We start from the raw sequence: 13,058 nt of genomic DNA on the forward strand, positions 1-13,058 counted from the left end.
TGGCGGTGGTGGCGGCGGGCAGGATTACGCGCCGCGCCGGCAGCAGCCGGCCCCGCAGCAGTCCGCACCGATGGACGACTTCGCGGACGACGATATCCCGTTCTGATCTTTCGTCGTTCCTGCGATGCAAACAGACCCCGGTAAGCCATTGTGCTTGCCGGGGTTTTTTCTGTTTTGGCGAGGTGTTTTCCTTTCTAGCGCGAGGTTGTCCGGTCCTCCAACGCAGGCGATATGAAGCCAGGCGGTATCGGTCGACTGGAGTGGTCACACGTACCGTGCTTTTCACCGCTGGCGATTGGGGGCGGAGCGTGCGTGCAAGCGGCGAGTACCCCGCTGTTCTTGCCTTCAAAACTGGGTCGGTCGCCAAGCGTCGCGTCGTGCCCGGTCGCCTCGGCAACGCCTTGGCGCGGCTTTCGTGCCGAGTCCATGCTATCGCTCAACGCCGGCCGACCCGGCTGCAACGGGAAGGTGTCGTAGGGGCTGCTTTAGCGGCGACAGGCTTTCCGATGAAAGCCATCGCGGCTAAAGCCGCTTCTGCGAAAGGCACATTGGCGTCGCTCGCCGCGACACCACGATCCTCACCACATGAATGCGCATGGCAACGCGGCGGAGGTGTCCTGAAGCTCCAGGTCCGACCTCCCATCCCCGCCGCCTTGCAGGCGATTTAGCGCCTTAGTCCCAGGGAGGAACCACTGGTCCGTCGGTATCTCGCCATGCGTCGCCTGCTCGAGCAGGTTCACCAAATACCCGTTTGTTTGTCGCTCTACGTCTCGCTGCACAACTCCGTACGTCACCCGAAATTCCATCGCCGTCATGACGACTGACGCCACAGGCGTTGTGCCCTGCAGCATGTGTTTTCGTGCAGTGCGTCTTGCAAAAGCGCAATTCACTGCTCTAAGGTTCAATCGATTGAATCGCGGCGAATCGTCAGCGTTTGAGACCGGTTGGGAGGCCGGAAGGTGGATGTCTATCCATTCGATCGGACCGGCGCCGGCCGCGGGCTTCACGAGGCGCGACGCGCTGCGCATGGCGGTCGCCGGGAGCCTTGGCCTTGGGGCAGTGGGCATGTTGCCGGCACTCGCTGCCGCCACGCCGCTCAAGCGCAACCTGAAGCAGTCTGTCGCCCGCTGGACGTTTCCGCAGCTGTCGACCGCACAGCTTTGCCAGGTAGTGAAGGGCCTGGGGTTCGCCGCCATCGATCTGGTGGGCCCGGCGGATTGGCCCACGCTGAAGGCGCATGGCGTGTACAGCGCGATGTGCAATGGCGCGGAACTCGGCCTGGACAAGGGCTTCGCCGGCAGCCAGTTCCATGATGAGCTGGCCGCGCGCTACACGCGGCACATCGATCTGGTGGCCGATGCCGGCTATCGCAACCTCATCTGTTTTTCCGGCAATCGGAATGGCATGGATCCCCAGGAGGGCATGGCCCACGCCGAAGTCGGGCTCAAGCGCATCCTTGGCCATGCCGAGAAACGCGATGTCGTGCTGGTGATGGAACTGCTGAACTCCAAGGTCGATCATCACGACTATCTGTGCGACCACTCCGCCTGGGGCGTGGAGCTGTGCCAGCGGATCGGCTCGGACCATTTCGGCCTGCTGTACGACATCTACCACATGCAGATCATGGAGGGCGACATCATCGCCACCATCGGCAAGCATCACGCGTGCTTCAAGCATTACCACACCGCCGGCGTCCCGGGCCGGCACGAGATCGGGGACGATCAGGAGCTCCACTATCCCGCCATCTGTCGCGCGATCCGCGATACCGGTTTCGATGGCTATCTGGCGCAGGAATTCGTTCCTACCGCGCCGGATCCCGTCGGCTCGCTGCGCGAGGCGATCCGCCTCTGCGATGTCTGAAACGCTATCCACCGAGGTGAAGTAGAACCCATGGCAGACAATCATTACGACGCCATCGTCGTTGGCTCGGGCATCAGTGGCGGTTGGGCGGCGAAGGAGCTGACCGAGAAGGGACTCAAGGTCCTGATGCTGGAACGCGGACGCAACATCGAGCACGTCAAGGACTACGTCAACGCGATGAAGGAGGCGTGGGATTTCCCGCACCGCAACCGCCCGACCCAGGCGATGAAGGCCGATTATCCGGTGCTGATGCGCGACTACGCCCTGGTCGAGAACCTGCAGGGAATGTGGGCCAACGAAAAGGAATCGCCCTACACCGAGATCAAGCGATTCGACTGGTTCCGCGGCTATCACGTGGGCGGCCGCTCGCTGATGTGGGGACGGCAGAGCTATCGCCTGTCGGACCTGGATTTCGAGGCGAACCTGAAGGACGGCATCGCCACCGATTGGCCGATCCGTTACGCCGACCTCGCACCCTGGTACGACCACGTGGAGAAGTTCGCCGGCATCGCCGGCACGCGCGAGGGACTGGACGTGTTGCCGGACGGCGAGTTCCTGCCGCCGATCCCGTTGAACATCGTCGAGAAGGACGTCGCGGCGCGGATCAAGAAGGCCTTTGGCGGCACCCGGCACCTGATCCACTCGCGTACCGCCAACATCACCCAGCCCAAGGTCGAGCAGGGCCGCGTCAACTGCCAGTATCGCAACAAGTGCATCCTGGGCTGTCCCTTCGGCGCCTATTTCTCGACCCAGGCGGCCACGTTGCCGGCGGCCATGAAGACGGGCAACCTGACCCTGCGGCCGTTCTCGATCGTCAAGGAGGTGCTCTACGACAAGGACCGCAAGCGTGCGCGCGGCGTGGAGATCATCGACGCCGAGAGCGGACAGACCTACCAGTACACGGCCAATGTCATCTTCCTCAATGCGTCCTCGTTCAATTCGACCTGGCTGCTGATGAACTCGGCCACCGACGTCTGGGACGGCGGCCTGGGGTCGTCGTCGGGCGAGCTCGGGCACAACGTGATGGACCATCATTTCGGCGCCGGTGCCTCCGGCCGGGTCGAGGGCTACGAGGACAAGTACTACTTCGGCCGCCGTCCCTGCGGCTTCTACATCCCCCGGTTCCGCAATGTCGCCATGGACAAGCGCGGTTACCTGCGCGGCTTCGGCTACCAGGGCGGTGCGAGCCGCACCGGCTGGTCGCGCGAGATCGCCGAGCTGAACATCGGCGCCGACCTGAAGGAGGCGCTGACCGTGCCAGGCGACTGGAGCATCGGCATGACCGGATTCGGCGAAATGCTGCCGCACCACGACAACATGATTCGCCTGGATCCGCAGCGCAAGGACAAATGGGGGCTGCCGGTGCTGGCGATGGACGTCGCCATGCGCGAGAACGAAAAGGCCATGCGCAAGGACATGGCCGCCGATGCCGCCGAGATGCTGGAGGCGGCCGGCGTCAAGGACGTGAAGATGCACGATGGCGACTACGCGCCGGGCAAGGGCATCCATGAGATGGGCACCGCACGCATGGGCCGGGATCGCAAGAACTCCGTGCTGAATCAGTACAACCAGGTGTGGGACGCACCGAACGTCTACGTGACCGATGGCGCCTGCATGACCTCCAGCGGCTGCGTGAATCCTTCGCTGACCTACATGGCGCTGACCGCACGTGCCGCCGATCATGCCGTGCGCGAACTGAAAGCGGGGAACCTGTGATGGAACGTCGCGAACTGCTGAAGATGATCTTTGCCGCCACGGGCGCGGCGATGGTCGGCCTGCCCGCGCTCGCCCCGGCACAGGCGTCGGCCGCGGGGACGAAGGTGCTGTTCTCCGCCGCCGAGATCGGCACGCTGGACGAGATCGCCGAGACCATCCTGCCGCGGACCAAGACGCCGGGGGCGAAGGACGCCGGTGCCGGTGCATTCATGGCGAAATTCGTCACCGACTGCTACACCCCGCGGCAGCAGGCGACGTTCCGCGCCGGCCTGGCCGAGATCGACAAACGTGCCGGCGGCCGATTCGTGTCGCTCACCCCGCAGGCGCGCGCCGAACTGCTGCGCGCCCTGGATGCGGAGGCCAAGGCAAAGGCCGTCGACGTGACCGACACCGGCACCGCCGACACGGCGGACGCGATGCCGCATTCCTTCACCATGATCAAGCAGCTGACCATCTTCGGCTTCTTCACCTCCGAGGTCGGCGCGACCGAAGTGCTGCGCTACGTCGCGGTACCGGGCCGCTATGAAGACATCGCCTACGTTCCCGGCACGCCCGCCTGGGCCACTGGCTGATGGAGCGCCACGCTTCGCCCTTCCTCCTTTTCCTGGAAACACGATGACCAGATCCCTGCTGATGGCGGCCTGCCTGCTGGCCGTGGCGCCTGCGGTCGCGCAGGCCGACGGCGACCCCGCACGCGATCCTGCCAAGACCGAAGTGTGGAAGCCCGTGCCCGCGACCGTGGCCACGCCCCCGGGCGGCGCCCCCTCCGACGCGATCGTGCTGTTCGATGGCAAGGATCTGTCGGCCTGGGAGTCGGAGCAGGGCGGACGCGTGCCCTGGAGCGTCGCCGACGGCGCGCTGACCGTGGTGCCGGGCAGCAAGGGCATCCGCACCAAGCAGCGCTTCTGCGACATCCAGTTGCATGTCGAGTGGCGTACGCCCACCGCGACGCGCGGATTCGACGGCCAGCAGCGCGGGAACAGCGGCATCTTCCTGCAGGAACTGTATGAGTTGCAGGTGCTCGACAGCTACGACAACCCGACCTATGCCAACGGCCAGGCCGGTGCGATCTACAAGCAGGCCATTCCGCTGGTGAACGCCTCGCGTGCGCCGGGCCAGTGGCAGGTGTACGACATCATCTGGAAGGCGCCGCGTTTCTCGCAGGGCGGCGGGCTCACGTCGCCCGCCCGCATCACCGTCCTGCACAACGGCGTGCTGGTGCAGAACGACACCGTGCTGGCGGGCAAGACCGAATACATCGGCGCGCCGTCGTACGCGCCGCATGGATGCGCGCCGATCTTCCTGCAGGAGCACGATTCCAAGGTCAGCTACCGCAACATCTGGGTGCGCGAGCTGTAGCGCCGGCGCGCAGTCGGCGCCGATCGCCTGGGGCGTGTCGGCGATCCCGGGTATGCCGCGCCCAACGCGGCATACCCGGGAATGGAGGGCGCGCCCTACTGCGCCAGGAAGCTGGCGAGGTCGTCGACCTCCTGTTGCGACAGCTGCGAAAACGGCGGCATCAGCCCGCCGCCGTTGCGGATCTTCTCCTTGATCTGCGCGGGCTGCAGGCGCTTGCCCACGTCGGTCAGCGCGGGGAAGGTGGGCGGGACGCCCGCGCGATTCGCGCCATGGCAGGCCGTGCAATGGTTCGCGTAGAGCTGCGCGCCGGCCGCCGGGTCGTCCTTGGACCAGGCCTTGGGCACAAGCGTCGCCCCCAGCAGCACCACGGCCATCGTCGTGATCGTTTTCAAGCGGAACTCCTTTGCGTGCTAGCGCTGTGTGCTCGCGGGCAGATGTTCGCGCAGGTACTCCGCACTGGTCCGGACGACGCTGGCCGGGTCGCGCGGCTGGTCGTGCTCGATGATGTACCACTGCACGCCGCTCGCCGCCGCGGCAGGCAGGATCGCGTTCCAGTTCAGCACGCCCCGGCCGACGGCGGCGAAGCCGCCTTCGTCTTCGGCCTGGCCCTTCGGTGCATTGTCCTTGGCGTGGACCGCGAACATGCGGCCCTTGAACTTGCCCAGCATCGCCGCCGGGTCGTAGCCCGCGCGTGCGACCCAGGCCAGGTCCAGTTCGGTCTTGAGGTCGGGGCCGGCCGCGGCGAACAGCAGTTCCAGGCCGGTCTTGCCATCGAAGTCGACCAGTTCGAAGTCGTGGTTGTGGTACGCCAGGCGCATGCCCTTGGCGCGTGCCCGCGTCGCGAGCTGGCCCAGCTCCTTGCCCAGTGCGGTCCAGCCTGCGGCATCCGTGGGCCGCTCCTTCTGGTCCAGGTAAGGCACTACCAGCGTCGTGTTGCCGATCAAGCGGTTGAAGGCCACCGCGCCGTCCAGGTCCTTGCGCAGGTCGGCCAGCTGCACGTGCGAGGAGATCGCCTTGATCGCATACTTGTCCAGCAACTGCTTGAGTTCCACCGCGCTGACGTTCTGCGTGCCGACCGTTTCCACCGCGCCCACGCCGGCGTCATGGACGATCTTCAACTGTTGGTCGAGCGAGCCGGCGTTGCGCAGCGTGTACATCTGCACGGCGATGGGGGCCTGCGCGCCGGTGGTGTCGTGTGCGAAGGCGGGCAGGGCCGCGAGGAGCAGCAGGGCGAGGGTTGCGGTTCTGCGTGTCGCTGTGTTCATCAGGAAGTCCTCCCGGGAGTCAATCGATGGATGTCCAGCCGCGTGTCCTGGCCGATGTGATGACGCGATCGACGATCAGCGCCGAGCGCAGCCCGTCGTCGAAGGTGGGCAGGCCTTCCGGCCGCTCGCCTGCGATGGCGCGGTAGGTGTCGGCGACGAATGCCTCGAAGCAATCGCCGTAGCCCTGCGCGTGCCCGGCCGGCAGCGTCGCCAGCCGGCGCTGTTCGGCGCTGCCGGCACCCGGTCCGCGCACGAAGATTTCCTCGCGCTGGTCTGGCCGGCCGATCCACAGGCGTTCGGCGTCCTCCTGGTCGAACGCCACGCTGGCTTGGGCGCCATCGATCTCGAACCAGAGGCGATTGCGGCGCCCCGCCGAGACCTGGCTGACCGTCAACGAAGCCAGCGTGCCCGCGCCGGTTCGGAGCATCGCCATGGCCACGTCTTCGCTGGAGACCGCCTGCATCGCGCCGCCCGCCGCCGGCGTGGTGAAGCTCTGCCCGGTGTTGGTGCCGCGCTCGGCGATCACCGTCGCGAACGCCGCGCTGACCTCGGCGAAGCGCTCGCCGCTCACCCATTCCACCAGGTCGCACCAATGCGAGCCGATGTCGGCGAACACGCGCGACGCGCCGCCCAGCGCCGGGTCCACGCGCCAGTTGTTGCTGGCCGGATCCAGCAGCCAGTCCTGCAGATAGCTGCCGTGGATCAGGCGCAGCGGTCCCAGTTCGCCCTGGGCGATGCGCGCGCGCGCCTCGCGGACCACCGGGTGGTAGCGGTAGACGAAGGGCACCGTGGCGACCAGCCCGGTTGCGCGGGCCAGGGTCGCCAGCGCCCGCGCATCCTCCAGCGTGGTGGCCAGCGGCTTCTCGCAGATCACGTGCTTGCCGGCGTCCAGCGCCGCCTGCGCCATGGCGCGGTGCAGATGGTTGGGCGTGCAGACGTGCACGACCTGCACCTGCGGATCGGCGACCATCTCCTCGATATCGCGATACGCCTGCGGGACATCCCACGCCTGCGCCACCTCGCGTGCGCGCTGCGGGGACGAGGCGGCGACGCCGCGGACCGAGGCGCCGGCCAGCAGTGCCGCGCGACGGTGCACGGCGCCGATCATGCCGGTGCCGACGATGGCGATTCCAAGCTTGGGCATCGGGGGGATCCTCAAGACGCGGAGGGCGCGGCCGCGACGGCGGGCCGGTCGCGGAACAGCAGCAGGAAGGCGACCAGCACGAGCAGCGCGACGCCGGCCGGGAACAGCCAGATCCGCTGCCAATCCGGACCTGTGGCGGTGGTGTAGTGCTCCACCACCGCGCCGGACAGGAACGTCCCGATCAGCATGCCCACGCCGTACGTGGCCAGGGTGATGAAGCCCTGCGCGCTGCTGCGTGCGGCGGGGCCGGCATGCGCATCGGTGTAGATCTGGCCGGTGACGAAGAAGAAGTCGTAGCAGATGCCGTGCAGCACGATGCCGATCACCAGCAGGGAGAAGCCGCCGCCGGCATCGCCGAAGGCGAACATCGCGTAGCGCACCACCCACGCCGCCATGCCCACCGCCAGCATGGTCTTGACCCCCAGCCGCACGAACAGGAACGGCATGGCCAGCATCAGCAGGACTTCGGACACCTGGCCCAGCGACTGCAGGCCGGCCGCGCCGCGCACGCCCAGATCGTTGAGGTAGGGGTTGGTGAAGTTGTAGTAGAACGCCAGCGGGATGCAGATGGCGATGGACGCCAGGAAGAACACCAGATAGGAGCGCGACTTCAGCAGCCGCAGCGCGTCCAGCCCCAGGATCTGCCCCAGCCCGGCATCGCGCTGTCGCGCCAGCGGCGGCGTGTGCGGCAGGGTGAAGGCGTACAGACCCAGGCCCAGCGAGGCCAGCGCCGCCATCCGGAACGTCAGCTCGAGCCGATGCGCCTGTTCCCAGCCCAGCCAGCCGATCAGCACGCCGGCCACGATCCAGCCGACGCTGCCGGCCACGCGCACCGGCGGGAACTGCTTTTCCGGCGCTTGCATGTGCCGCATCGCCACGCTGTTGGCCAGTGCCAGCGTCGGCATGAACAGCAGCATGTAGCCCATCACGCAGGCGAAGAACACGCCGAAGCTCGTCGCCGTGGATGCCAGCCACATGAGTACCGCACCGGCGAGATGCAGCACTCCCAGGATGCGCTGCGCCGCGAAGTAGCGATCGGCGATCAGGCCGACCAGAAAGGGCGCGACGATAGCGCCGATGGACTGGCTGAGGAACGCCGTCGCCACCTGGCTCGCGCTGGCGTGCAGCGGCCCCTGCACCAGATAGGTCCCCAGGGTCACGAACCAGGCCCCCCAGATGAAGAACTGCAGAAACATCATCGCGCCCAAGCGCGACATGGTGTGCGTCATGGCGTCCCCTCCCAGGGCGGTAATGACTCAGGTTCCCAGCATGCGGCGCAGCGATGCCGGATCGGCGCCGCTATCGGCGAAATCGTCGAAGGCGCGTTCGGTCACGCGGATGATGTGGTCGCGAATGAACGCGGCCCCCTCGCGCGCTCCATCTTCCGGATGCTTCAGGCAGCACTCCCACTCCAGCACCGCCCAGCCCGGGAAATCGTATTGCGCGAACTTGGAGAAGATGGCCTTGAAGTCGACCTGGCCGTCCCCGAGCGAGCGGAACCGCCCCGGACGATCGATCCAGTCCTGGTAGCCGCCATAGACGCCGCTGCGCGCGCTGGCGCGATACTCCGCGTCCTTGACGTGGAAGATGCCGATGCGCGCGTGGTAGCGATCGATGAAACCCAGGTAGTCCATCTGCTGCAGCAGCAGGTGGCTGGGGTCGTACAGGATCTTGGCGCGGGGGTGCTGGTCGACCACGTCGAGGAAGCGCTCGAAGGTGGCGCCGTCGTGCAGGTCCTCGCCCGGGTGGATCTCGAAGCACAGGTCCACGCCGCAGGCGTCGAAGGCATCCAGGATCGGACGCCAGCGCCGGCCGAGCTCGGCGAAGGCTTCTTCCACCAGTCCGGGCGGGCGTTGCGGCCAGGGATAGAAGTAGGGCCAGGCCAGCGCGCCGGAAAACGTGGCATGCGCCGTCAGCCCCAGACGCTGGCTGGCCTTGGCGGCCAACTGCAGCTGCTCCAACGCCCAGGCCTGGCGGGCGGCGGGGTTGCCGCGCTTGTCCGGCGGGGCGAAGCCGTCGAACAGGCTGTCGTAGGCGGGGTGCACCGCGACCAGCTGTCCCTGCAGGTGGGTGGACAGCTCGGTGATCTGCAGGCCATGCCCGGCCAGCATGCCGGCGAGGTCGTCGCAGTACGCCTGGCTGTGCGCGGCCTGGGCCAGATCGAACAGGTGGGGCGCGCTGGTCGGTACTTGTAGGCCAGAATAGCCCAGGCCCGCGGCCCATTCGGCCAGCGTGTCCAAGCGATTGAAGGGAGGTGTGTCGGCGATGAACTGTGCCAGGAACAGCGCTGGACCCTTGAGCGTCTTCAACGTGATTCGCCCTCATGCAATCGATTGAATCATCCTAGCATGGGCCTGCCGCAAGACCCGTTGTGCACTGCACAGCAGACACCAGAGTTCAGTTCATGGCGACAACCATCTACGACATCGCAAAGCACGTCGGCGTCACCGCGGGCACGGTGTCGCGGGCGCTCTCCCGGCCGGAAAAAGTCCTGCCCGCCACACGCGCGCGCATCGAGCAGGCCGCCGCCGCGCTGGGCTATGTCCCCAACACGGTGGCCAGGACGCTCAAGACCCAGCGCAGCGGCAAGCTCCTGGTGACCGTCCCGGACATCGCCAATCCCTTCTTCGCCCAGATCCTGCAGGGCGCGGAAGACGCCGCGCAGGCGGTCGGCTATGCCGTGCTGCTGGGCGATACCCAGCACCAGCCCGACCGCGAGGAGCGCTACGCGCAGATGCTCCCACGCAACGAGGCGGACGGCCTGATCGTGCTGGGGCACCGCTTGCCGCCGACGGCGCGTGAGATCGTCAAGCAGCAGGGCGGCGCCGCGCCGGTGGTCAACGGCTGCGAGTTCGACCCGGCGCTGGGGATTCCCAGCGTCCACATCGACAATGCGGCCGCCGCGCGCGCCGTGATGGACCACCTGTATGGATTGGGGCACGCGCGGATCGCCGTGGTGGGCGGTCCGCCCGACAATCCCCTGCATCAGCAGCGACTGGAAGGGGCTCGCGCCTGCGCCAAGGCGCGCGGCCGCCTGCGCAACCTGACCGTCGTGCCGGGCGACTTCTCCGTGGAATCCGGCCATGCGGCGGCGATGACGCTGTTGGGTCGTACACCCGCGCCGACCGCGATCTTCTGCTTCAGCGATCAGATGGCACTGGGTGCCCTGGCGGCCTGCCGGGACCTGGGCATCCGCGTGCCGGACGACCTGTCCATCGTCGGCTTCGACGACCTGGCCTCGTCCAGTTACCTCACGCCGCCATTGACGACCATCCGGCAGCCGATGCGGGAGATCGGTGTCCGCGCGGTCAACCTGCTGCTTGCCATCATCGAACGGGTGGACGTGCCGCTGCAGCAGACGCTGGACTTCAGCTTGATGGTGCGCGGGTCGACCGGCGCGCCGAGAGAGTAGGTGACGGCAGGGCGGCGGCGACGCGCCTGACCGGTGCGCGCCGCCGTTTCCGCGGCAGATGACGGGCGTGCGGCCTCCGGGCAGCGCGCTTTTTCAGTTTCCACCCCGTCGTCGCCGGAGGTTGGCGCCCAGCTTCCGGTAGGCCATTGGACAAGCGCCTGGATTAGACTTCACGCGTACGTCACGCCAACAGGAACAGGGGAACAGGGAATGAAGAGGGGACTGCGCGCAGTCGCGTTGTTGTGTCTGCTGGGAGCGGGGAATGCATGGGCGCAGGTGGATCTGGCGCCGTATCTGGTCAAGGAGCAGGTCGAAACGCTGAAGTTGTCGCCGACCGGCGAGTACTACGCGGCGACGGTGCCGCTGGAGGATCGGACCGCGCTGGCGATCATGCGCCGTTCCGACAACAAGATCGTCGGCAGCTTCTCGATGGAGAAGAACACCCACGTCTCCGATTTCGTGTGGGTCAACGACACGCGCGTGCTGTTCAACATGGTCCAGAAGATCGGGCAGCGGGATCGGCCGTGGGGGACCGGGGAACTGTTCGCGATCAACGCCGATGGCGGCGCGGCGGAGTTGTTGGTGGGCCAGCGCGTGACCGGCAACGGGCCGGGGACGCTGATCCAGACCAAGAAGGTGGAGAAGGTTGCCGCGTATTTCGTTGGTTCGCTGCCCGGCGACGACCGCAACGTCATCATCCAGGCGCAGCCGTTCAGCACCAGCCAGGATCCTTACAGTCGCACCGAAATCATGGACGTCTATAGCGGCCGCCGGCGGTTGCTGACCGGTTCGCCCAAGGTGCGCGGCGCGGATTTCTACAGCGATGAGCAAGGCAAGGTGCGCTTTGCCTTGGGTGCGGATGCCGACAATGCCAAGAAGCTCTTCTATCGCGATGCGCAGGGCAGCGACTGGAAGCTGATCAATGACGAAAACGTCAGCCATCACGTGGAGACGCCGATCGGTTTTTCCGAAGACGGGCATGTCGCGTATCTGCAGGTACAGCAGGCGAAGGGGAGTGACGTCATCGAGTCGTGGAATACCGACAGCGGTGAGCGCAAGGTGGTGGCGCGCGATGTGCTGGCCGATCCCTATCGGATCATGTATCGCCATGGCACCCATTTCCCGGTCGGGATCGAAGTGCTGGGCGACAAGCCGCGGAGCCTGTTTTTCGATGACGCCTCGCCCGAAGCCAAGACCCAGCGCTCGCTGGAAGCGGCCTTCCCTGGGCAGGCAGTCTATGTCACCTCCAGCACGCGCGACGGCCGGCTCAACCTGGTCAACGTGCAGTCCGGTCGCAATCCGGGCGAGTTCTACCTGTTCGACACCGTCGCCAAGAAGGCCGATTTCGTGTTCGCGCGCCGTGCTGCACTGCAGCCGCCGAAGCTGGCCGAGGTGCGGCCGATCGCGTTGCAGGCGCGAGACGGCCTGCCACTGCATGGGTTCGTGACCCTGCCGGCGGCGGCCAAGTCCGGCAAGGTGCCGATGGTGGTGATGCCGCACGGCGGCCCGTTCGGGATCTTCGACAACGGCATGTTCGATGAGGATGCGCAGATCTTGGCCAGCGCCGGTTATGCGGTGCTGCAGGTCAATTATCGCGGTTCCGGCAACTACGGGCGCGCGTTCCAGCAGGCCGGCGCCGGCCAATGGGGCGGCAAGATGCAGGACGACGTCACCGATGCCACGCGCTGGGCGATCGACCAAGGTATCGCCGACCCGCAGCGCATCTGCATGTACGGCGCCAGCTACGGCGCCTATGCGTCGTTGATGGGCGTGGCCAAGGAGCCGACGCTGTATCGCTGCGCGGCCGGCTATGTCGGTGTCTACGACCTGCCGATGATGTATGTCAGGGGCGATGCCCAGCTGCGCGATGCCAGCCAGAATTTCTTGCGCGAATGGATGGGGACGGGCGATGGATTGGCCGCGATTTCGCCGGTCAATCTGGCCGACAAGATCAAGGTGTCCGTGTTCCTGGCGGCGGGTGGCGAGGACGAGCGCGCGCCCATCCAGCATTCCAAGAAGATGGAAGCGGCGCTGAAGAAGGCGGGGGTGCCGGTGGAAACGCTGTACGTCCCGACCGAGGGTCACGGTTTCTACACCGAGGCGCATCGTCGCGAGTTCTACACCCGGCTGCTGGCGTTCCTGAGCAAGTCACTGGGCGGTGCGCAGGCGGCGCCGGCGGCAGCGAAGCCGTAAGGGGCTGTCGCCTGACACTCCGGCCGAGGCGCCAGGCGCCACTGCTGTGCGGTATCAGTGCGGTCCGGTACTTCCGGACCGCACTGACGCTGGTTGGACTCGATAGCTC

At 66.7% G+C, this 13,058-nt stretch carries 11 protein-coding genes and 1 pseudogene; 7 read left to right on the forward strand and 5 right to left on the reverse strand.

Going from position 1 to position 13,058, the window contains the following annotated elements; genetic code table 11:
* From D183_RS24675 to D183_RS0112885, 5 genes and pseudogenes are all read left to right on the forward strand, one after another.
* Nucleotides 1–106: pseudogene (locus D183_RS24675) on the forward strand (single-stranded DNA-binding protein); the annotation flags it as partial.
* A gap of 857 nt (nt 107–963) precedes the next feature.
* Nucleotides 964–1,860 carry a hydroxypyruvate isomerase family protein gene (locus D183_RS0112870; RefSeq protein ID WP_026144432.1) on the forward strand — a complete coding sequence of 299 codons (897 nt, stop codon included), beginning with the start codon at nt 964–966 and terminating at the stop codon, nt 1,858–1,860.
* A gap of 30 nt (nt 1,861–1,890) precedes the next feature.
* Nucleotides 1,891–3,576: a GMC oxidoreductase gene (locus tag D183_RS0112875; protein ID WP_017909357.1), complete on the forward strand. Its 1,686-nt coding sequence runs from the start codon at nt 1,891–1,893 to the stop codon at nt 3,574–3,576.
* On the forward strand, nt 3,576–4,148 hold the full coding sequence (locus D183_RS0112880; RefSeq protein WP_017909358.1) for a gluconate 2-dehydrogenase subunit 3 family protein: 573 nt from the start codon (nt 3,576–3,578) through the stop codon (nt 4,146–4,148). Before D183_RS0112875 ends, D183_RS0112880 begins: the two co-directional genes overlap by 1 nt.
* Before the next feature lie 43 nt (nt 4,149–4,191).
* Nucleotides 4,192–4,935: a 3-keto-disaccharide hydrolase gene (locus D183_RS0112885; RefSeq protein WP_026144433.1), complete on the forward strand. Its 744-nt coding sequence runs from the start codon at nt 4,192–4,194 to the stop codon at nt 4,933–4,935.
* Between the two features lie 95 nt (nt 4,936–5,030).
* On the opposite strand, the gene D183_RS0112890 is transcribed toward D183_RS0112885, so the two are convergent.
* The 5 genes from D183_RS0112890 to D183_RS0112910 are packed head-to-tail and all read right to left on the reverse strand — an operon-like array spanning nt 5,031 to nt 9,653.
* On the reverse strand, nt 5,031–5,309 hold the full coding sequence (locus D183_RS0112890) for a c-type cytochrome (protein WP_017909360.1): 279 nt from the start codon (nt 5,307–5,309) through the stop codon (nt 5,031–5,033).
* Between the two features lie 36 nt (nt 5,310–5,345).
* On the reverse strand, nt 5,346–6,200 hold the full coding sequence (locus tag D183_RS0112895; protein ID WP_017909361.1) for a sugar phosphate isomerase/epimerase family protein: 855 nt from the start codon (nt 6,198–6,200) through the stop codon (nt 5,346–5,348).
* A gap of 19 nt (nt 6,201–6,219) precedes the next feature.
* A complete protein-coding gene (locus D183_RS0112900) occupies nt 6,220–7,344 on the reverse strand; it encodes a Gfo/Idh/MocA family protein (protein ID WP_017909362.1) in 1,125 nt (374 codons plus the stop codon).
* A gap of 11 nt (nt 7,345–7,355) precedes the next feature.
* Entirely contained in the window at nt 7,356–8,573 is a 1,218-nt protein-coding gene (locus tag D183_RS0112905; protein ID WP_017909363.1) for a nucleoside permease, read from the reverse strand.
* A gap of 27 nt (nt 8,574–8,600) precedes the next feature.
* Entirely contained in the window at nt 8,601–9,653 is a 1,053-nt protein-coding gene (locus tag D183_RS0112910; RefSeq protein WP_017909364.1) for a sugar phosphate isomerase/epimerase family protein, read from the reverse strand.
* Between the two features lie 95 nt (nt 9,654–9,748).
* On the opposite strand from D183_RS0112910, the gene D183_RS0112915 reads away from it, so the two are divergent.
* The gene (locus D183_RS0112915) at nt 9,749–10,756 is read left to right on the forward strand and encodes a LacI family DNA-binding transcriptional regulator (RefSeq protein ID WP_017909365.1); all 1,008 of its coding nucleotides are present in this window, start codon (nt 9,749–9,751) and stop codon (nt 10,754–10,756) included.
* Nucleotides 10,757–11,185: 429 nt separating this feature from the next.
* Nucleotides 11,186–12,949 carry an alpha/beta hydrolase family protein gene (locus tag D183_RS0112920; RefSeq protein WP_232757271.1) on the forward strand — a complete coding sequence of 588 codons (1,764 nt, stop codon included), beginning with the start codon at nt 11,186–11,188 and terminating at the stop codon, nt 12,947–12,949.
* The last annotated feature ends 109 nt before the right edge of the window (nt 12,950–13,058 follow it).

This window comes from Xanthomonas sp. SHU 199 (assembly GCF_000364665.1).
Taxonomy (GTDB): domain Bacteria; phylum Pseudomonadota; class Gammaproteobacteria; order Xanthomonadales; family Xanthomonadaceae; genus Xanthomonas_A; species Xanthomonas_A sontii.

Excerpts from the sequence above, each read along its gene's own strand:
- D183_RS0112870 (WP_026144432.1), top strand. The coding sequence starts at position 964 with ATGTCTATCCATTCGATCGGACCGGCGCCGGCCGCGGGCTTCACGAGG.
- D183_RS0112900 (WP_017909362.1), bottom strand. The coding sequence starts at position 7,344 with ATGCCCAAGCTTGGAATCGCCATCGTCGGCACCGGCATGATCGGCGCC.
- D183_RS0112905 (WP_017909363.1), bottom strand. The coding sequence starts at position 8,573 with ATGACGCACACCATGTCGCGCTTGGGCGCGATGATGTTTCTGCAGTTC.
- D183_RS0112875 (WP_017909357.1), top strand. The coding sequence starts at position 1,891 with ATGGCAGACAATCATTACGACGCCATCGTCGTTGGCTCGGGCATCAGT.
- D183_RS0112890 (WP_017909360.1), bottom strand. The coding sequence starts at position 5,309 with ATGGCCGTGGTGCTGCTGGGGGCGACGCTTGTGCCCAAGGCCTGGTCC.
- D183_RS0112920 (WP_232757271.1), top strand. The coding sequence starts at position 11,186 with ATGGAGAAGAACACCCACGTCTCCGATTTCGTGTGGGTCAACGACACG.
- D183_RS0112915 (WP_017909365.1), top strand. The coding sequence starts at position 9,749 with ATGGCGACAACCATCTACGACATCGCAAAGCACGTCGGCGTCACCGCG.
- D183_RS0112885 (WP_026144433.1), top strand. The coding sequence starts at position 4,192 with ATGACCAGATCCCTGCTGATGGCGGCCTGCCTGCTGGCCGTGGCGCCT.
- D183_RS0112895 (WP_017909361.1), bottom strand. The coding sequence starts at position 6,200 with ATGAACACAGCGACACGCAGAACCGCAACCCTCGCCCTGCTGCTCCTC.
- D183_RS0112880 (WP_017909358.1), top strand. The coding sequence starts at position 3,576 with ATGGAACGTCGCGAACTGCTGAAGATGATCTTTGCCGCCACGGGCGCG.